Source organism: Phyllobacterium sp. 628 (assembly GCF_014189505.1).
Taxonomy (GTDB): domain Bacteria; phylum Pseudomonadota; class Alphaproteobacteria; order Rhizobiales; family Rhizobiaceae; genus Phyllobacterium.
The window spans coordinates 1,583,910-1,601,795 of sequence record NZ_CP050301.1 but is presented as its reverse complement, the minus strand read 5'-3'; the positions used below and the strand labels follow the sequence as shown (position 1 = coordinate 1,601,795).

Sequence of the window (17,886 nt, the reverse complement as noted above, 5' to 3'; positions counted from 1 at the left end):
CGAAGGTCGGCTGCGCCTCGATCGCCTATGCCGCAACAGCGGCGTCGAAACTTTCTTCCCCTGCCGGAACCCACCCCACGCAGCAAGCTGCGCGGGGACCCCGGATCGCCGTCATTCCTCGCGAGCCAAGAAAGCCCCTCCTTTGCTGTCAGGCCCCTGCGGGGTGCGCCGTCAATCGCCTCCGGCCTGTCGATCGCCATCGAGGCCGCAATAGTGCGGGCTCGGAACAGAGTTCAAGGAGAACGACCATGGCGACCATCGGCACTTTCAAGAAGACCGGCAACAACGACTTCACCGGCGAAATCGTCACCCTCAGCCTGCAGACCAAGAACGTCCGCATCGTCCCCGAGGCCCGCGCCACCGGCGAGAACGCCCCCAGCCACCGCGTCTTCGTCGGCCGCGCCGAGATCGGCGCCGCCTGGTCCAAGACCTCCAACGAGGGGCGCGCCTATCTGGGCCTGAAGCTCGACGATCCCAGCTTCAACGCCCCGATCTACGCCAACCTCTTCGACGACGAGGAAGGCGAAGGCTTCAGCCTCATCTGGTCCCGTCCGAACGGCCGCCGCAACGGCGAGTAAGGTCAGCGCGACGCCCCGCCCGGACAGTCCGGGCGGGGCCAAATGCCTAGGGGCGACCGAATCAGTTTCCGACAAAAGGCGTGGGTTCGGATTTCAGAAGGCAGTATCAGGTAGCGTCAGGCGGCTAGAACGACTATTATAGTCGTAGTTCTGGCGTGTGCGTTCGTGTCGGTGGGAGGTGATCAATGCATGATCACCGCCCAACAATCACGGGCCGCACGCGCGTTGCTCGGATGGAACCAGGAGACGCTCGCTGACAAGGCCCAGGTATCACTGACCGCGCTGAAACGCCTCGAATCCTTAAGCGGTCTCGAGGTGTATGAGACCACGCGCGACCAGGTCCGGCGGGCGCTTGAAAGCCACGGTATCCTCCTCCTGACCACCGACCAGGGCGAAGGAGTGATGGTGATCCGTGGAAAAACCAACAAGCGATAGAGCCCCTTTGACCATTGGCTCGCCCTGGCGTTGTCACTGGCGGCGCGGGTTGCGCTGCGGTGCAACCGAAGAACGGTTAACAAATCCCTCCGGAATGGATAAGAATGATTCCAGGGGACGGTTGTGACCAAGACAGACTTTTTAGATGAGCCGCCAGAGAGCGCGGTGCTCACGACATATGATCGTGAGCACATGAAGCTCTATCTGCGGCTGCTCGACGCCGCCACGGACGGTGCCGACTGGCGCGAAGCTGTCCATATTCTCTTCGGTCTCGATCCAGAATGCGACCCTGACCGGGCGCGGCGCGTCCACGACACCCATCTCGCCCGCGCCCGCTGGATGACCACCCACGGCTATCGCGAGCTCGTGCGTGAAGGCTACCGCCACTAAGGCGGTGATGCCGCTGCGGCAACACCCGTTGCCGGCTCAGGGACTTCCTCACCGTCGCTTAACTGGGAATCGTATCCAGCTCAAAACGCACGAATAATGCGAGCTAGGAGGATTTCGATGTCGCCCGACACATCCCGGTGGCGATCGTCATCAAGTTACGATTACGTCGACCAGCTCACCGCTCCAGACATTGGCTGGGAATGGCTGCGACGAAACGAGGACTATCAACGCGACTATGCCGAACTCAGCGGTGCGCCGAGAGAGTCACCATCGCTGATCGCGCGCGCCGGCAGCCAATGGGGGTTGCGATTTCCTTGTCGCCCCTGCTCTGAACTCCGCCGAGGCGCAAGTATTCTGGCTTCCGGAAGAGAATACCGGATCGGTGATACTGACGCCGGCGCCGGCCTCCATCGCTGCCGATAGCACGCCCTTCCTGCAGCCCGGCCGACCGCTGGATCACCCCACCGAACACAACCTTCACATCCTGCACGACCTGAGCAACGGGCAACGCCTGCACCTGGCGCTTCCCCGCGACGGATCGGCCGCGCAGCCACTCGTAGCGGTGATCCCACTCGGCATGGAGGGATTCGATCGCATGGAAGCCGTTGCTCGGCTGCTTGCCTCCCTTCACGGGCGCGCCGTTCCACCCGACACGCGCCTCACGCGTCAGCAACTGGCCCGCGCGCGGCGCATGCTGCAAGCAATCGATGGATTTCGGGCCGGAGCGACCCAGCAGGAGATCGCCGAGGTTATACTGCGCATCGGCAAACTCACCCGTGACGAATGGCAAGCCGCTTCCGCCCGCCACGTCGTCGCAGGCCTCCTCGGCGGTGCACGCGCGATGATCGCGGGCGGCTATCGCAAACTGCTTCGTCATCGCCGCCGATCCTAGCCGGATCGCACGCGGCTCATGGTGTGGGGATTTAGTACCCCCCAAAATCCCGCTGCAACTCGCCGGTTTCCCTTCGCCATCGTGGCCTTCGTCAGCCGCTGAACGCCAGCGGCCCCCACGGACACCACGGAGGCCCGATCATGACACCCAATCTCAGCGCATTGCCGCCGCGTTTTCTACGCACCCAGGAAGCAGCGCACTTCCTGGGCCTGTCCGCCCGCACGCTGGAGAAGCATCGCACCTACGGGACCGGCCCGTCCTATCGCAAGCTCGGCGGCCGCGTCGTCTACGCCGTCGATGACCTGCAGGCCTGGACCGAACGCGGCGCCGTCACCTCGACCTCCGATCCGCGCGGCACGCTGCTTCCCGCCAAGCGCCATGAGCCCGCGCCGCCTGCACACACCGGCCGCTACGCGCGCTGATCGTCTCGGGCTCCCTCTCAATGACGACGCGATATCGCCCACTCTCGGAGCGCGGACAGCTCGATCTGTTCCACGCACTTCCCGGCGACTTCGCGCCTCGCGATACGCAGGATCTCATGGCCTATCCGTTCTTCTCCCTCTCCAAATCCCATCGCACCGCGCCGATCGACTTCGTCGCCGGCGACGTGTCGATCCGCGTCGAGGCTGTACCCGATCATGGCATGGCCACCATCTGGGATGCCGACATCCTGATTTGGGCGGCAAGCCAGATCGTCGAGGCACGCGACGCCGGCTTACGCACCTCGCGCCTGATGGCGGCGACGCCCTATGAGATATTGAACTTCATCGGCCGCGGCGTCGGGCTGCGTGACTACCAGCGGCTGAAGGCCGCCCTCGACCGGCTCCAGTCGACCACCGTCGCCACCTCGATCCGCCAGCCGACGGAAGGTCGCCGGCATCGCTTTTCCTGGATCAACGAATGGCAGGAGCGCACCGACCGCCAGGGCAAGCCGGCCGGAATCGAGCTGATTGTCCCCGACTGGTTCTATCGCGCCGTCCTCGATGACGCGCTCGTGCTTACGATCGACCGGGCCTATTTCGATCTCACGGGTGGCCTCGACCGCTGGCTCTACCGTCTGGTGCGCAAACACGGCGGCAAGCAGCGCAACGGTTGGCGCTTCGATTTCCGGCATCTCTACCAGAAATCCGGCAGCCTCTCGCCGTTCAAGCGCTTCGCCTTCGAACTACGCGACATCATCCGCCGCCAGCCGCTGCCTGGCTACACGCTGTTCATCGAGGTCGAAATCGGCGGCCGCGTGCTGCTGGCATTTGAACCGTCAGTGCCCTGTGGACAAGCTGTGGATAGCCTCGTGCTATCGGGAACCCGAACTATCGTGCCATCGGGAACCGCTGGCACGTGCTATCGGGAACCCAAACAGGGCATAAGCCACGAAAAACAAAGCCGGAATCGCGCCCTTAACTTAGAGTCTAACCCAGAATCTAACTTTAGAAGACACGCGCGCGATGTGGAAAACATCGCCGACCGTCCCAAAAAGACATCCGGGACGCTATCGAAAGGCACGCGCACCGATACTTCTAGCACGCCGCGTCTCCCTCTCGATCGAGCATCGGGAGAGTCGGAATGATCGTCGCGCTCCTCAATCAAAAGGGCGGCGTCGGCAAGACGACGCTGGCCCTGCATCTCGCCGGCGAATGGGCCGCCAAGGGGAAGCGCGTCACCCTGATCGACGCGGATCCACAAGGCTCCGCGCTGGACTGGTCACAGCAGCGCGCTCGCGAAGCGCATCCAAGGCTCTTCGGCGTCGTCGGTTTGTCGCGCGACACGCTGCATCGCGAGGCCCCGGAGCTGGCGCGCGACGCCGATCACATCGTCATCGACGGTCCGCCGCGTGTCGCAGGGCTGATGCGCTCGGCGCTGCTCGCCGCCGATCTGGTGCTGATCCCGGTGCAGCCGTCGCCGTTCGACGGCTGGGCCTCGGCCGAGATGCTATCGCTGCTCAGCGAGGCGCGCATCTATCGCCCGCAACTCATCGCCCGCTTCGTGCTGAACCGCTGTGCTGCGCGCACCGTCATCGCCCGCGCGACGGCCGAGACCCTTGCCGATCACGACCCACCGGTGCTCGCCGCCACCGTTGGCCAGCGCGTTGCCTTCGCGGACGCCGCGCAATCTGGCCGCCTCGTTTCCGAAGTGGATGAGGACAGCCCCGCCGCCCGTGAAATCGCTGCGCTCTGCGCCGAGGTCGGAAGGATCGCGTCATGACCGAGCGAATTTCGAAGCGCAGTTTCGCCGCGCGTCCCGCCGACCCCGAAAGCTGGATCAAGGCGCCCGATACGCCCTCGGCGCGCGGATCGGCCGATGGCGGTTACAGCGCCCGACTGACCATCGACATCACGCCCGACCTGCGCGGGCGCATCAAGATCGCCGCCTTCCAGCGCGGCATCACCGTCACTGAGATGCTGCGCGAGCTGCTCGCGCGTGAATTCCCCACCATCGAGGGAGACCCGTCATGACCGGCATCGCGGCCCCTCGCGTGCGCAGCAGCGCTGCGCCGGCCAGCCCGCCACCGTCCACAACACTGGTCGAGCTGACCTGGATCGAGAAGACAATCGAAAACTGGATCCGCTTCGGCTACGACATCCACGAGCAGATCCTCGATCGCCGCCGCCGTGTCATAGGCTTTGCGCCAAACAGCACTTTCGCCTTCGTCCGCTGGGCGTCGAACGAGTTCGGCACGATCATCTCGCGCATCGACATCTTGCGCGCTGTCGGGACTGGCGAGCCGTTTCAGACGCTGCCCTTCGTGCGGCCCGGTGGCGACATCCTGCTGAAGATCGAAGGCTGGCCCAAGGTCGAGCGGGTGCTGCAGGCGATCGACGCGATCGAGTCGATCGGTGTCGATCCGGCAGATGTATCGTCTGATCACTGGCGCCACGTCCACAACCGCCTGACCGCTGGCGAAGAGCCGCGCGCCTACAGCGCCGAGCAGCATCGCGCCTTCCTGCTGCGCCGGAGGGCCGAGCCATGAGCCGCTTCGGCTACGTCATGGCGACGTATTTCGCGACGATGGGCATCGTCATGGCAGCCGTCCTGCCACTGCCGCTCAAGCTCATCTGGAACGCCTCTGCGAGCGTGCCGATCGGGCTCTACGCCATCGATTCCGATGATCTGCCCGAGGTCACCGACCTTGTCGCCGTCGATGCGCCCGAACCGCTCGCGACCTTCCTGTCCGATCGCGGTTACCTGCCGCGCGGTGTGCCGCTGATGAAGCGCGTCGCCGGCGTTGCCGGGCAGCGCGTCTGTCGCATAGGCCGCATGGTTTCGGTCGACGGCGTGGACATGGCCGAGGCGCTCGAGCGGGACCGATCGGGCCGCCCCTTGCCGAGTTGGCAAGGCTGCCGGCTGCTGGGAGTTGGCGACATCTTGCTGATGAACTGGCAGGTCCGCGACAGCCTCGACGGCCGCTACTTCGGCCCCGTCTCGACCGACACGATCATCGGCCGCGCGACGCCTCTCTACACCGATGAAGACGGCAACGGCCGCTTCGAATGGCGCGCGCCAACGCGGTGACGCGCACTCCCATCCCGTCCTCAACCGCACAGCAAAGGAACTTCCCATGCCCCAGATCGGAGAATTCACCCGCACGAAGTCCGGCTATTCCGGCCGCATCCGGACCTTCTCGCTCGACATCGAACTGACGGTCGTTCCGGCCGAACCGTCAGACGCCGAGAACGCGCCTGACTACCGCATCCACCTCCGCGATGAAGACGGGCCGGAGGTCGGCGCCGGCTGGAAACGCACTGGCGAACGTGCCGGCGACTACGTCTCATTGCAGCTCGACGATCCCGTCTTCGCACAGCCGATCCGCGCCAATCTGTTCCAGTCGGGCGACGACAAGAGGGCTTGGGGACTACACTGGAACCGCCCACCCAAGCGTGGCGATCGGGATTGAGCCGATGCGCTGGCCATCCCCATCAGGCCGCCGTGTCACCGCTGCCGGTCGTCATCGCGCCGCCCGGCAAGCGGGCCTCCTTTTCCTTTCCGGCCTGTTTCTTGTCGGCGCGCCGTCGGCCGTCACGCTGGCGCAGAGTGCGCCCGTGGAACGTCCCAGTCAGATCGATCCCTATGCCGTCCACATCGCGGAGGCCGTACAGCGCTTCGGCATTCCGGCGGCGTGGATCAGGGCGGTGATGCGGGTCGAAAGTGCGAATGACATGCGCGCCGTCTCGCCGAAGGGCGCGATGGGTCTGATGCAGATCATGCCCGAAACCTGGGCCGGTCTGCGCGTCCGTTATTCGCTCGGCAGGGATCCCTATAATCCGCGTGACAACATCTTGGCAGGCGCGGCGTATCTGCGCGAACTACACGATCGGTACGGCTCGCCCGGATTTCTCGCGGCCTACAATGCGGGACCCGGTCGATATGAGAACTATCTCGCCGGCCGTCCCTTGCCGGCGGAGACACGTGCCTATGTGGCCGCCCTCCTCCCTAGCCTCAGTGGCGGTGAACTGACCGCTCCGGCGACCGTCGTTGCCGCCGCTGGTCCGCACGCCTGGATGCGCGCGCCGCTGTTCATCGGGCCGTCCGAGCGCACAACGGCTGCCGATCCTGTGCAGCGCCGCGGTACTCAGGACGATGCGCCGACCGCAACGACCGTGCGCGATGTCTCCGCCATCGTCCCGCGGTCGCGCGGCCTGTTCGTCGCCCGCAATCGTCCGGGAGAGCCGCAATGAGGGCATTCGCACTATGGCGCGGCGTCGCGGGCTTCCGGTCAGGTTGGGCGGGAAGATGGAGATGGCAGGGAAACACGACCAACAGACGGCGAGATAAAAGCGCATGCCCGAAACGCTGTAAGCCTCTGAAGAGGCTTGCGTTTTGGCGTGCATGGCGGTCGGTCGCGGGCATGAAGCCCGGTTTTGTTGAGGAATTTCAAAGCCTCGGGATGCACGGCCCCGAAATGCTGCTCCTCGGAGCTGCGTCATGACCAAGGGCGACAGCGATTTTCGGGTCCGGCCTGGCCGCATCAAAACCACGCGTGCGCCGAAGGCGAAGAGCTTCCTCAACCAGGTGCTGCGGGCCGCGAAAAAGGCGGGCCATACCGGCGCCTCGGCGTCAGGCAGACGCGCGTCCGGGCATAGTCGCTCGACCTTTGGCCGGGGGCGCGGCAGTTTCAGCCGCAGCCGCCTGTTCAACTCGACCCGCCGCGTCGTCGTCAAGGCGCGCGTCGTGCGCCATCAGGGCCGATCCTTCCGCTCCGCGCCGCTGTCGGCGCATCTGTCTTACCTCAAGCGCGAAGGCGTCAGCCGGGACGGAGAAAAAGGCGTGATGTTCGACGCCGGCTCCGATCGCACTGAGGATCTCGCCTTTGCCGACCGGTGCAAGGACGACCGGCACCATTTCCGCTTCATCGTCTCGCCTGAGGACGCCGGCGAGATGACCGACCTCAAGGCCTTCACGCGTGATCTCGCGAGCCAAATGGAAGCCGATCTGGGCACACGGCTCGACTGGGTCGCAGTCGATCACTGGAACACCGACAATCCGCACGTCCATCTGCTCGTGCGCGGTGTGGACGAGCGAGGGGCCGATCTCGTGATCTCGCGCGACTATATCAGCCGCGGCCTTCGGTCACGCGCCGAGGATCTGGTGGCGATCGAGCTTGGCCCAAAACCTGAGCACGAAATTCGCAACGTCCTGGAGAAGGAGGTCACCGCGGAGCGGTGGACCCGTCTCGATGTCGAGATCCGGGGCCATGCCGACGATGTCGGCGCCATCGACTTACGTCCCGATCCCAGCGGTGCGGCCAACCCGGAGATCCGCCGCCTGATGATCGGCCGTCTTCAACATCTGGAGAAGATGGGGCTCGCCACCTCGGCTGGCTCCGGGGAGTGGATGGTCGGCATGGAAGCCGAACCCCATCTTCGCGACCTCGGCATGCGCGGCGACGTCATCAAGACCATGCACCGCGCCTTCACAGAGCGTGGCCAGGATCGTAGCGTCGCCGACTATGTGATCGACGGCGGGGCCGGCTCGCCGATCATCGGCCGGCTGGTCGACAAGGGTCTCCACGACGAACTGACCGGCGAAGCCTATGCCGTGATCGACGGCATCGACGGCCGCGCCCATCATGTCCGCTTTCGCGGCATCGAAGCCTTTGAGCATACGCCACCTGCCGGTGGCATTGTCGAGGTCCGGCGCTTTGGAGGGGCGGAGGACCAGCGGCCAACGCTGGTGCTCGCCATCCGGTCTGATCTCGATCTGCGCAGCCAGATCACCGCGCCGGGCGCCACGTGGCTCGACCACCGTCTGGTGGAGCGTGAGCAGATGCCGCTCTCCATGGGTGGATTCGGCCGCGAGGCGCGCGACGCAATGCAGGCCCGTGCCGAACATCTCGCTGACGAAGGGCTCGGTCGCCGCCAGGGCCAGCGCATCATGCTCCAGCGCGATCTCCTCAGCACGCTGCGCCGCCGCGAGTTGGACGCCGTGGGCGAGAAGCTGTCGACCGAGACTGGCCTGCCTCATGTGAAGGCTGCGGCCGGCGAGCATGTCTCGGGCACCTATCGCCGGCGGCTGACGCTCTCCTCGGGCCGCTTCGCCATGATCGACAACGGGCTTGGCTTTCAACTCGTGCCCTGGTCGCGCGAGATCGAACGCAAGCTCGACCAGCACATCGCCGGCGTCGCCCGCGATGGCGGCGGCATCGAGTGGAGCCTGGGGCGCAAGCGCGACCTCGGCCTCTAGCCACGAACAAGAGACAAGGAGGACGCCTATGTCCGCGACCAAAATCCTCTGGGGCCAGATCATCATTGTGTTCCTGATCGTCCTGATCACGACTTGGGGCGCCACGCAGTATGTCGCCTGGCAGCTCGGATTTCAGGCCCAGCTCGGAGCGCCCTGGTTCAGCTTCGCCGGCATGCCGGTGTATTTCCCGCCGGCCTTCTTCGCCTGGTGGTTCTCCTATGACGCCTATGCGCCGGAGATATTCACACACGGCGCCTTCATCGCCGCGTCGGGCGGCTTCATCTCGATCGCGGTCGCGATCGGGATGTCGGTCTGGCGGGCGCGGGAAGCCAAGAATGTCGAGACCTACGGCTCGGCGCGTTGGGCCGAGAAGGGAGAGGTGAAAGCGGCGGGTCTCCTTGGCCCGGATGGTGTCGTGCTCGGTAAGCTGGAGCGCGACTATCTGCGCCATGACGGTCCCGAGCACGTCCTGTGCTTCGCGCCGACACGCTCCGGCAAAGGCGTTGGCCTGGTCGTGCCGTCGCTGCTGACCTGGCCGGGTTCGGCCATCGTCCATGACATCAAGGGCGAGAACTGGCAGCTCACCGCCGGTTTCCGGGCGAAGCATGGCCGCGTGTTGCTGTTCGATCCGACCAACCCGAAGTCCGCCGCGTACAATCCGTTGCTCGAGGTCCGCCGCGGCGACTGGGAGGTCCGCGACGTCCAGAATGTCGCCGACGTGCTGGTCGACCCGGAAGGCTCGCTCGACAAGCGCAATCACTGGGAGAAGACCAGCCACTCGCTGCTGGTCGGCGCGATCCTGCATGTCCTCTACGCGGAAGCGGACAAGACACTTGCCGGCGTCGCTGGCTTCCTGTCCGATCCGAAGCGGCCCATTGAGGCGACGCTGAAGGCGATGATGACGACGCCGCATCTTGGGCCGAACGGGCCGCATCCCGTCGTCGCCTCCACGGCGCGCGAACTCTTGAACAAATCCGACAACGAACGCTCCGGTGTGCTCTCGACCGCCATGTCGTTTCTCGGCCTCTATCGCGATCCCGTCGTCGCCCAGGTGACGCGGCGCTGCGACTGGCGGATCGCCGACCTGATCACCGATCCGCGTCCGGCGACGCTCTACCTCGTGGTGCCGCCATCCGACATCTCACGGACCAAGCCGCTCATCCGCCTCGTGCTCAACCAGATCGGCCGCCGTCTGACCGAGGACCTGCACGCCAAGGAGCGAAAGCATCGCGTGCTGATGATGCTGGACGAGTTCCCGGCGCTCGGCCGTCTCGACTTTTTCGAGTCCGCGCTCGCCTTCATGGCCGGCTATGGCATCAAGAGCTTCCTGATCGCGCAGTCGCTGAACCAGATCGAGAAGGCGTACGGGGCGAACAACTCGATCCTCGACAACTGCCATGTCCGTGTCAGCTTCGCGACCAACGACGAGCGGACAGCGAAACGCGTCTCCGATGCACTCGGCACCGCGACCGAAATGAAGGCGATGAAGAACTATGCCGGGCACCGGCTTTCGCCTTGGCTCGGCCACCTCATGGTTTCGCGCTCCGAAACCGCTCGCCCGCTGATGACCCCAGGCGAGGTGATGCAGCTTCCGCCGACCGAAGAAATCGTCATGATCGCCGGCACCGCGCCGATCCGCGCGCAAAAGGCGCGCTATTATGAGGACTCCCGCTTCAAGGAGCGGGTGCTGTCGCCACCCGATCCGCAGACGTCCGGACGTACGTCCCGCGCGGACGGCTGGTCGGCGCGCTCCCCACAGAAACCCGACGCGCTGCTGCTCGCCGAAATGGAGAAGGCGGAAGGCGATCCGGCCAATAGCGGCCTGCGCCGCGAACCCGAGCTTCCCGATCATGTGGCCATCGTCAAGGAGACGACCGACCAGCAGCCGGCGGAGGAGTTCGCGGTTCTGCTCGACGAGGAGACCGAAGATGTCGCCCGCCAGCGACAGGCGCTACGCCGCCAGATGAGCGGCGTGGCCCGTCAGGTCACGCTCGATCCCAATGACGGCATGGACCTGTAGGAGGCGATGATGCGAGACCGCTTGAACCTGACCTTGCCCGTCGAGATGATCTCCCGCATCAACGAGCTGTCGGAGCGCAAGAAGATACCGCGATCGGCCATCGTCGAGGCGGCCGTGGCGTCGTTCCTGTCTCCCGACGCCGCCGATCGACGCGAGGCCGCCTTCACCCGCCGGATGGATCGGCTCTCGCGCCAGGCCCAGCGGATCGAGCGCGATCTCGGCGTTACAGCCGAGACGCTCGCGCTATTCGTCCGCTTCTGGCTGACGATCACGCCGCCGTTGCCGGGTGACGCGCAGGCCGCAGCCCAAATCAAAGGTCGGGAGCGCTTCGAAGGCTTTGTCGAGACGCTCGGCAAAAGGCTTCAGAAGGGGCAAAGTTTTCTCAGGGAAATCCCCGATGATATCGTTGCAGAGCTTCACGCTAAGGAAGCAACAGGGAAAATCTAACTATTAGTGCTCGCCGTAGCATGCCCACGCCAAATGGGGATAGTATCGCAACCTGTTATTATCCAGCAAATTGGGAGGGGCGTATGCCGACTATCGCCATCAATCTACGGAATAAGGCCATCGCCGAACGGTTGTTCGCATACCCCAATGAGGGGCATGAGAATGATACTCTCGAGGAGACAATCCACCACTATTTCAGTGATAGCCTTTCGCGTGAGGGATTGGCCAACTTCACCATCGCGCCTGGCGGCGATGACGCTGGCTATCTGGTTCAGATTACCCTCGCAGACGCCTCCGTCGCCGAGCAGATCTCGATCACATTATCAGGCTTTTTTTGACGTTGGTTTGATCGGTTCCCAGGATGCAGAAGTGTTCAAGGCGACCGGGCATTGGGCTACGACCTGGAAATTCCTGCTTCCGCTCGGGGTCCCCATCGCCTTCGCGCTTGCGGTTGAGATAATGGATTTCCCGCCGCTGACACTTATCAACAATCAAGACTATCTGAAATCCAAGACCACAAGCCGCTGGTGGGAATTACTCATCGCCAATGGGGTCAGCGAGGCGGAGAAAGCACGATATAGCTGCATCTGCGACATCGTCCCGGTCGCCGCTAAAGCAAGTGACGGTGCCGTGCTCGACAAGTCCGGTATCTATAACGGGCCGTTCGACTCTTACAGCCTTTCTCTACTGGAGCTGCTTGCCGCGTCTCAAGTTTCAGGAGCCCAGCGTCCCCTCATGGCGCTTGGCATGCCGATCAGGACGTGGATCCTGCGTCTCTGGAACCTCGCCATTAATGTCGGGGATGTTGGTATAATCAAGCTTGCCAATAGCGCGAGCTGCGCGGTGATGGCCTCAAACCATCCAAGTTTCTTCTATTATGCTGTCCACTCGAACACCGGGCCAGGTTCCGACGCAAAAAATCTGGCTGCGGGACTAGCTGTCCTGAAACAGGATATCGTCGCAGCGGCCTGGCAGGCGAAAATGGGCAGCAATCCGCAACGCGATCCCCACACAGCGCTGATCCAGTGCCAGCAAGATTGGGCCAATCGCGACGACGAACTGATCGAGATCGTGAAGCGCCAAGGCGGTATCACCGCCCCCCCACACGCTAGATTTCTCGCCGGCTGACATAGTCGAGTTTCTGCCGAGCGCGCCTGATCTGCGATTGCTTGAACGACAATTCTATCTTGAGGGTCGCAAGAATTTGCCCGAGCAATTCTGGTGAATGTTAGCCCGCTGGACCGCACTGTTGTTCGTTAAACCACCATATTGTCGATGTCCGCCTTCTGGAACTACGCGTTGGTGTCGTTCCTCTGGAACGGCTACTTTCGGGTCCCTTGTTTCCGCCTTGGGCTGCGACGGATTTCCAGCCTGACCGACCTTGGTCGTTGTTGTCGAGTTGCACGCATAAGAATCTTGTCAATGGCGGAGTGCCGATAGAGTCCGCCAGTCGTCGGTCAAGGCGGAACCAATGCCGCCGTTCTCCTGTATTTGCACGCTAGGCTACTACGACGATCTAATCTTGTTGAACCGGCCTGATTTCTGGCTCTTTTAATCACCCCGATCCAGGGCCGCGTGTTGTGCGCGCCCGCGATAGAACGGGGACGACGTGGCGACAACTCACCAGAAATCCGAAGCGATCGTGCGGGGTGCGCGTATGTTGCGCGCCGCCCTTGGCCCCGCCATCGCCCGGTTTCTGGAAGATCCCGCGATCGTTGAGGTGATGCTCAACCCCGACGGACGGCTCTGGATCGACCGACTTTCCGAGGGGCTTTCCGATACTGGTGAGCGGCTTTCGCCCGCTGACGGCGAACGGATCGTGCGCCTGGTCGCGCACCATGTCGGCGCCGAGGTCCATGCTGGTAGCCCGCGCGTTTAGGCCGAACTGCCTGAGACGGGGGAGCGGTTCGAAGGCCTGCTGCCTCCTGTCGTCTCATCGCCTGCATTCGCAATTCGCAAGCCCGCAGTCGCCGTCTTTACTCTCGATGATTACGTCGCCGCCGGCATCATGACGAAGGCGCAATCCGAGGCGCTACGAGACGCCGTGGCGTCCCGGAAAAACATCCTCGTCGCCGGCGGCACCTCGACCGGCAAGACGACACTCACCAACGCGCTCCTGGCCGAAGTCGCCAAGACGGACGATCGCGTCGTCCTGATCGAGGACACGCGCGAGCTGCAATGCGCAGCACCCAATCTCGTTGCGCTGCGCACCAAAGACGGCGTCGTCTCGCTCTCCGATCTGGTGCGCTCCAGCCTGCGGCTCCGACCAGACCGTATTCCGATCGGCGAGGTCCGCGGCGCTGAAGCCCTCGACCTTTTGAAAGCCTGGGGCACCGGCCATCCTGGCGGTATCGGCACCATCCACGCCGGCACCGCGATCGGCGCGGTGCGCCGCCTCGAGCAACTCATCCAGGAAGCCGTCGTTACCGTCCCGCGCGCGCTGATCGCCGAGACCATCGATCTCGTCGCCGTCCTTTCCGGCCGCGGCACCCAGCGACGCCTGACCGAACTCGCCCGTGTCGATGGGCTCGGCCCGACCGGCGACTATCGCGTAACCCTCGCAGCATCCGAACCCTCGGGAGATCCTCCATGATCCGTTATTCGCACCGCATACGCCGTCACATCGCAACTGCGGCGGCCGTCACCTTCCTGTCGATCGCCCTGACGCCCGCCGCCTATGCGTCGGGCTCGTCCATGCCGTGGGAACAGCCGCTCCAGCAGATCCTCCAGTCGATCGAAGGCCCGGTCGCCAAGATCATGGCGGTGATCATCATCATCGTCACCGGTCTGACGCTGGCCTTCGGTGATACGTCAGGCGGATTCCGCCGACTGATCCAGATCGTCTTCGGCCTGTCGATCGCGTTCGCCGCCAGCTCGTTCTTCCTGTCGTTCTTCTCGTTCGGCGGTGGGGCGCTCGTCTGATGGCCGTTCCGACCGAACATGCCGGCGAGGTGCCGGGCTTCTCCGTTCCGGTCCACCGGGCGCTGACCGAGCACATCCTGCTCGGCGGCGCCCCGCGCGCGATCGCCATCCTCAACGGCACGCTGGCGGCGGCGCTCGGTCTCGGGCTGCGTCTCTGGCTGGTCGGCCTCGGCCTTTGGGCCATCGGCCACTTCGCCGCCGTCTGGGCAGCCAAGCGCGATCCACAATTCGTCGATGTGGTGCGCCGCCATCTGCGCATCCCCGGCCACCTGGCGGTCTGAGGAGACGCATCGATGTTAAACCTTGCTGAATATCGCAATCGTAACACAAGGCTTGCCGACTTCCTGCCCTGGGTCGCCCTGGTCGGCGAAGGCGTCGTTCTCAACAAGGACGGATCGTTCCAGCGCACGGCCCGTTTCCGCGGCCCCGATATGGATAGCGCCGTGCCGGCCGAACTGGTCGCCGTCGCCGGCCGGCTCAACAACGCCTTCCGGCGTCTCGGCTCCGGCTGGTCGATCTTCGTCGAAGCGCAGCGCCATGCGGCCGGGACCTATCCCGCCAGCATGTTCCCGGATTCAGCGTCGGGTCTGTTGGATGCCGAGCGCAAAGCCGACTTCGAGGAGGCGGGCACGCATTTCGAGTCGGGCTACTTCCTGACCTTCCTCTATCTGCCGCCAGCCGAGGATGCCGCGCGCACCGAAGCCTGGCTCTACGAAGGCCGCGAACAATCGGGCGTCGATGCCCATGAGATCCTGCGCGGCTTCATCGACCGCACCGATCGCGTGCTGCAGCTCGTCGAAGGTTTCATGCCCGAATGCCTCTGGCTCGACGACGGCGAGACGCTGACCTACCTCCATTCCTGCGTCTCGACCAAACGCCACCGCGTGCGCGTTCCCGAGACGCCGATGTATCTCGATGCGCTGATCGCCGACCAGACGCTCACCGGCGGGCTGGAGCCTAGATTGGGAACGGCGCATCTGCGCATCCTCACCATCGTCGGCTTTCCGACGGCAACCACGCCTGGATTGCTCGACGATCTCAATCGGCTGGCCTTTTCCTATCGCTGGTCGACCCGGGCGATCCTGCTCGACAAGACCGATGCGACCAAGCTGCTGACGAAGATCCGGCGGCAATGGTTCGCCAAGCGCAAATCGATCGCCGCCATCCTGAAGGAGGTGATGACCAACGAGACGTCCGCTCTCGTCGACACCGATGCCGCCAACAAGGCAGCCGACGCCGATCTAGCGCTTCAGGAACTCGGCGCCGATTATGCCGGCCAGGCCTATGTGACGGCGACCGTCACGGTCTGGGACGAGGATCCGCGCATCGCCGCCGAGAAGCTGCGGCTGGTCGAGAAGATCGTCCAGGGTCGCGACTTCACGGCAATGCCCGAGACGATCAATGCCGTCGATGCCTGGCTCGGCTCGCTGCCCGGCCACGTCTACGCCAATGTCCGGCAACCGCCGATCTCCACGCTCAATCTCGCCCACATGATCCCGCTGTCGGCGGTGTGGGCGGGGCCGGAACGGGATGAGCACTTCGGGTCGCCCCCCTTGCTCTACGGCAAGACCGAGGGAAGCACCCCGTTCCGGTTTTCCCTTCACGTCGGCGATGTCGGTCACACGCTTGTCGTCGGCCCCACCGGCGCCGGCAAGTCGGTGCTGCTGGCGCTCATGGCGTTACAGTTCCGCCGCTATGTTGGCGCCCAAGTTTTCGCCTTCGACTTCGGCGGCTCGATCCGCGCGGCGGCGCTCGCCATGCGCGGCGACTGGCACGATCTCGGCGGCGGGCTGACCGAGGGATCGGACACCTCAGTCTCGCTTCAGCCGCTGGCCGGCATCGACGAGGTGCCGGAACGCGCCTGGGCATCCGACTGGATTATCGCGATCCTGATGCGCGAGGGCGTGCCGATCACGCCTGATGTGAAAGAACATCTGTGGTCGGCGCTGACCTCATTGGCCTCCGCCCCGATCAACGAGCGCACCATCACCGGCCTCGCCGTCCTCCTGCAATCGAACGACCTGAAACAGGCGCTGCGGCCCTATTGCGTCGGCGGCCCCTACGGTCGGCTCCTTGATGCCGAGGCCGAGTATCTGGGTGAAGCCTCAATGCAGGCCTTTGAGACCGAGGGCCTGATCGGCACCGGCGCCGCACCTGCCGTTCTCGCCTATCTCTTCCATCGCATCGAGGATCGGCTCGACGGCCGCCCCACATTGCTAATTGTCGATGAAGGCTGGCTCGCCCTCGACGACGAAGGCTTCGCCGGCCAGCTCCGCGAGTGGCTGAAAACGCTGCGCAAGAAGAACGCCAGCGTCATCTTCGCCACGCAGTCGCTGTCGGACATCGACAATTCCGCGATCGCGCCAGCAATCATCGAGAGCTGCCTGACCCGCCTGCTGCTGCCGAACGAGCGTGCGATCGAGCCGCAGATCACCGCGATCTATCGCCGCTTCGGCCTCAACGATCGCCAGATCGAGATTCTCGCTCGGGCCACGCCGAAGCGCGACTATTACTGCCAGTCACGGCGCGGCAACCGACTGTTCGAGCTGGGCCTGTCCGACGTCGCGCTGGCGCTCTGCGCCGCATCCTCGAAGCAGCACCAGGCTCTGATCGCCGAGGTGTTCGCCCGGTCCGGCCGTGACGGCTTCCTGCACGAGTGGCTCGCCGAATGCTCGCTCGGCTGGGCGTCGGATCTGATCGCCGATCTCACCAACGTCATTCCCCAGACCGCCATCCCCACCAGCCAGGAGGTATCGTCATGACCCGTTATCGCTCCCGCACGCGCGCCGCTCGGCTCGTCTTCTCCATGCTGGCGGCGCCGTTGGCGCTGGCGCCGCTGCTGACCATGCCGGCGCACGCCATCATCGTCTTCGACCCCACCAATTACGCGCAAAATGTCCTTCAGGCGGCCCGCGCGCTTGAGCAGATCAACAACCAGATCACCTCGTTGCAAAATCAAGCGACGATGCTGATCAACCAAGCCCGCAATCTCGCAAGTCTGCCCTTCTCATCGCTCCAGCAGCTTCAGCAATCCGTCCAGCGAACGCAGCAGCTCCTCACCCAAGCGCAGAACATCGCCTACAGCGTCCAGGATATCGACAAGGCATTCCAGACCAAATACGGCAACATCTCGCTATCGGCATCCGACCAACAGCTTGTCGCTGACGCGCGTTCGCGCTGGCAGAACACGGTCGGCGGCCTACAGGACTCCATGCGCGTCCAAGCTGGCGTCGTCGGCAACATCGACACCAACCGGACGCAGATGTCGGCGCTGGTCGGTCAAAGCCAGGGCGCGACCGGAGCCCTTCAGGCCACGCAGGCCGGCAACCAGCTCCTCGCGCTGCAGGCGCAGCAACTCGCCGACCTCACGGCCGTCGTCGCCGCCAATGGCCGGGCGCAGGCGCTCCAGTCCGCCGAGCAAGCCACGGCGGCCGAACAGGGACGCGAGCAGCGCCGTCGCTTCCTTACCCCCGGCTCCGGCTATCAGCCCGGCAATGCCCGGATGTTCCAGAGCGGCAACTGAG

The 17,886-nt window shown here is 64.4% G+C and carries 22 protein-coding genes and 1 pseudogene; all 23 read left to right on the top strand.

Annotated elements, in window-relative coordinates:
- The first annotated feature begins 248 nt into the window (after nucleotides 1-248).
- The 23 genes and pseudogenes from HB779_RS09435 to trbJ all read left to right on the top strand — a co-directional run bounded on the left by HB779_RS09435 (nucleotide 249) and on the right by trbJ (nucleotide 17,885).
- Nucleotides 249-578 carry a DUF736 domain-containing protein gene (locus HB779_RS09435; protein ID WP_188345453.1) on the top strand — a complete coding sequence of 110 codons (330 nt, stop codon included), beginning with the start codon at nucleotides 249-251 and terminating at the stop codon, nucleotides 576-578.
- A 189-nt stretch (nucleotides 579-767) separates the two neighbouring features.
- Nucleotides 768-1,013, top strand: coding sequence for a hypothetical protein (locus HB779_RS09430; protein ID WP_188345452.1), 246 nt, complete (start codon nucleotides 768-770; stop codon nucleotides 1,011-1,013).
- A gap of 123 nt (nucleotides 1,014-1,136) precedes the next feature.
- Nucleotides 1,137-1,403 (top strand): DNA -binding domain-containing protein, encoded by a 267-nt coding sequence (locus HB779_RS09425; RefSeq protein ID WP_188345451.1) that lies wholly within the window; start codon nucleotides 1,137-1,139, stop codon nucleotides 1,401-1,403.
- A 96-nt stretch (nucleotides 1,404-1,499) separates the two neighbouring features.
- Nucleotides 1,500-1,826: a transcriptional regulator domain-containing protein gene (locus HB779_RS25410; protein WP_371823901.1), complete on the top strand. Its 327-nt coding sequence runs from the start codon at nucleotides 1,500-1,502 to the stop codon at nucleotides 1,824-1,826.
- Nucleotides 1,827-1,980: 154 nt separating this feature from the next.
- Complete coding sequence (locus HB779_RS25405; RefSeq protein WP_371823918.1) at nucleotides 1,981-2,295, top strand: DUF2285 domain-containing protein; 315 nt, start codon at nucleotides 1,981-1,983, stop codon at nucleotides 2,293-2,295.
- Between the two features lie 140 nt (nucleotides 2,296-2,435).
- Nucleotides 2,436-2,717 carry an AlpA family transcriptional regulator gene (locus HB779_RS09415; RefSeq protein ID WP_188345449.1) on the top strand — a complete coding sequence of 94 codons (282 nt, stop codon included), beginning with the start codon at nucleotides 2,436-2,438 and terminating at the stop codon, nucleotides 2,715-2,717.
- A 20-nt stretch (nucleotides 2,718-2,737) separates the two neighbouring features.
- Complete coding sequence (locus HB779_RS09410) at nucleotides 2,738-3,862, top strand: replication initiator protein A (RefSeq protein WP_188345448.1); 1,125 nt, start codon at nucleotides 2,738-2,740, stop codon at nucleotides 3,860-3,862.
- Nucleotides 3,859-4,497, top strand: coding sequence for a ParA family partition ATPase (gene parA / locus HB779_RS09405; RefSeq protein ID WP_188345447.1), 639 nt, complete (start codon nucleotides 3,859-3,861; stop codon nucleotides 4,495-4,497). Before HB779_RS09410 ends, parA begins: the two co-directional genes overlap by 4 nt.
- Nucleotides 4,494-4,748, top strand: coding sequence for a hypothetical protein (locus tag HB779_RS09400; protein WP_188345446.1), 255 nt, complete (start codon nucleotides 4,494-4,496; stop codon nucleotides 4,746-4,748). The genes parA and HB779_RS09400 overlap by 4 nt, the downstream gene beginning before the upstream one ends.
- Nucleotides 4,745-5,263, top strand: coding sequence for a DUF2840 domain-containing protein (locus HB779_RS09395; protein ID WP_188345445.1), 519 nt, complete (start codon nucleotides 4,745-4,747; stop codon nucleotides 5,261-5,263). Before HB779_RS09400 ends, HB779_RS09395 begins: the two co-directional genes overlap by 4 nt.
- Nucleotides 5,260-5,805: a S26 family signal peptidase gene (locus HB779_RS09390; RefSeq protein WP_188345444.1), complete on the top strand. Its 546-nt coding sequence runs from the start codon at nucleotides 5,260-5,262 to the stop codon at nucleotides 5,803-5,805. Before HB779_RS09395 ends, HB779_RS09390 begins: the two co-directional genes overlap by 4 nt.
- A 46-nt stretch (nucleotides 5,806-5,851) precedes the next feature.
- A complete protein-coding gene (locus HB779_RS09385; RefSeq protein ID WP_188345443.1) occupies nucleotides 5,852-6,187 on the top strand; it encodes a DUF736 domain-containing protein in 336 nt (111 codons plus the stop codon).
- 4 nt (nucleotides 6,188-6,191) lie between these two features.
- On the top strand, nucleotides 6,192-6,968 hold the full coding sequence (locus HB779_RS09380; RefSeq protein WP_188345442.1) for a lytic transglycosylase domain-containing protein: 777 nt from the start codon (nucleotides 6,192-6,194) through the stop codon (nucleotides 6,966-6,968).
- Nucleotides 6,969-7,215: 247 nt separating this feature from the next.
- Complete coding sequence (locus HB779_RS09375; protein WP_188345441.1) at nucleotides 7,216-8,973, top strand: DUF3363 domain-containing protein; 1,758 nt, start codon at nucleotides 7,216-7,218, stop codon at nucleotides 8,971-8,973.
- 28 nt (nucleotides 8,974-9,001) lie between these two features.
- Nucleotides 9,002-10,993, top strand: a complete 1,992-nt coding sequence (locus HB779_RS09370; protein ID WP_188345440.1) for a conjugal transfer protein TraG — start codon at nucleotides 9,002-9,004, stop codon at nucleotides 10,991-10,993.
- A gap of 9 nt (nucleotides 10,994-11,002) precedes the next feature.
- Complete coding sequence (locus tag HB779_RS09365) at nucleotides 11,003-11,440, top strand: ribbon-helix-helix protein, CopG family (RefSeq protein ID WP_188345439.1); 438 nt, start codon at nucleotides 11,003-11,005, stop codon at nucleotides 11,438-11,440.
- Nucleotides 11,441-11,523: 83 nt separating this feature from the next.
- Complete coding sequence (locus HB779_RS09360) at nucleotides 11,524-11,778, top strand: hypothetical protein (protein ID WP_188345438.1); 255 nt, start codon at nucleotides 11,524-11,526, stop codon at nucleotides 11,776-11,778.
- 31 nt (nucleotides 11,779-11,809) lie between these two features.
- Nucleotides 11,810-12,568 carry a hypothetical protein gene (locus HB779_RS09355; protein WP_188345437.1) on the top strand — a complete coding sequence of 253 codons (759 nt, stop codon included), beginning with the start codon at nucleotides 11,810-11,812 and terminating at the stop codon, nucleotides 12,566-12,568.
- Nucleotides 12,569-13,049: 481 nt separating this feature from the next.
- Nucleotides 13,050-14,033, top strand: a pseudogene (gene trbB, locus HB779_RS09350) (P-type conjugative transfer ATPase TrbB).
- Nucleotides 14,030-14,362, top strand: coding sequence for a TrbC/VirB2 family protein (locus HB779_RS09345; protein WP_188345436.1), 333 nt, complete (start codon nucleotides 14,030-14,032; stop codon nucleotides 14,360-14,362). Before trbB ends, HB779_RS09345 begins: the two are co-directional and overlap by 4 nt.
- Nucleotides 14,362-14,643 (top strand): VirB3 family type IV secretion system protein, encoded by a 282-nt coding sequence (locus tag HB779_RS09340; RefSeq protein ID WP_188345435.1) that lies wholly within the window; start codon nucleotides 14,362-14,364, stop codon nucleotides 14,641-14,643. Before HB779_RS09345 ends, HB779_RS09340 begins: the two co-directional genes overlap by 1 nt.
- Nucleotides 14,644-14,655: 12 nt before the next feature.
- Nucleotides 14,656-17,124, top strand: coding sequence for a conjugal transfer protein TrbE (gene trbE / locus HB779_RS09335; protein WP_188345434.1), 2,469 nt, complete (start codon nucleotides 14,656-14,658; stop codon nucleotides 17,122-17,124).
- Entirely contained in the window at nucleotides 17,121-17,885 is a 765-nt protein-coding gene (gene trbJ, locus HB779_RS09330) for a P-type conjugative transfer protein TrbJ (RefSeq protein WP_188345433.1), read from the top strand. The genes trbE and trbJ overlap by 4 nt, the downstream gene beginning before the upstream one ends.
- The last annotated feature ends 1 nt before the right edge of the window (nucleotide 17,886 follow it).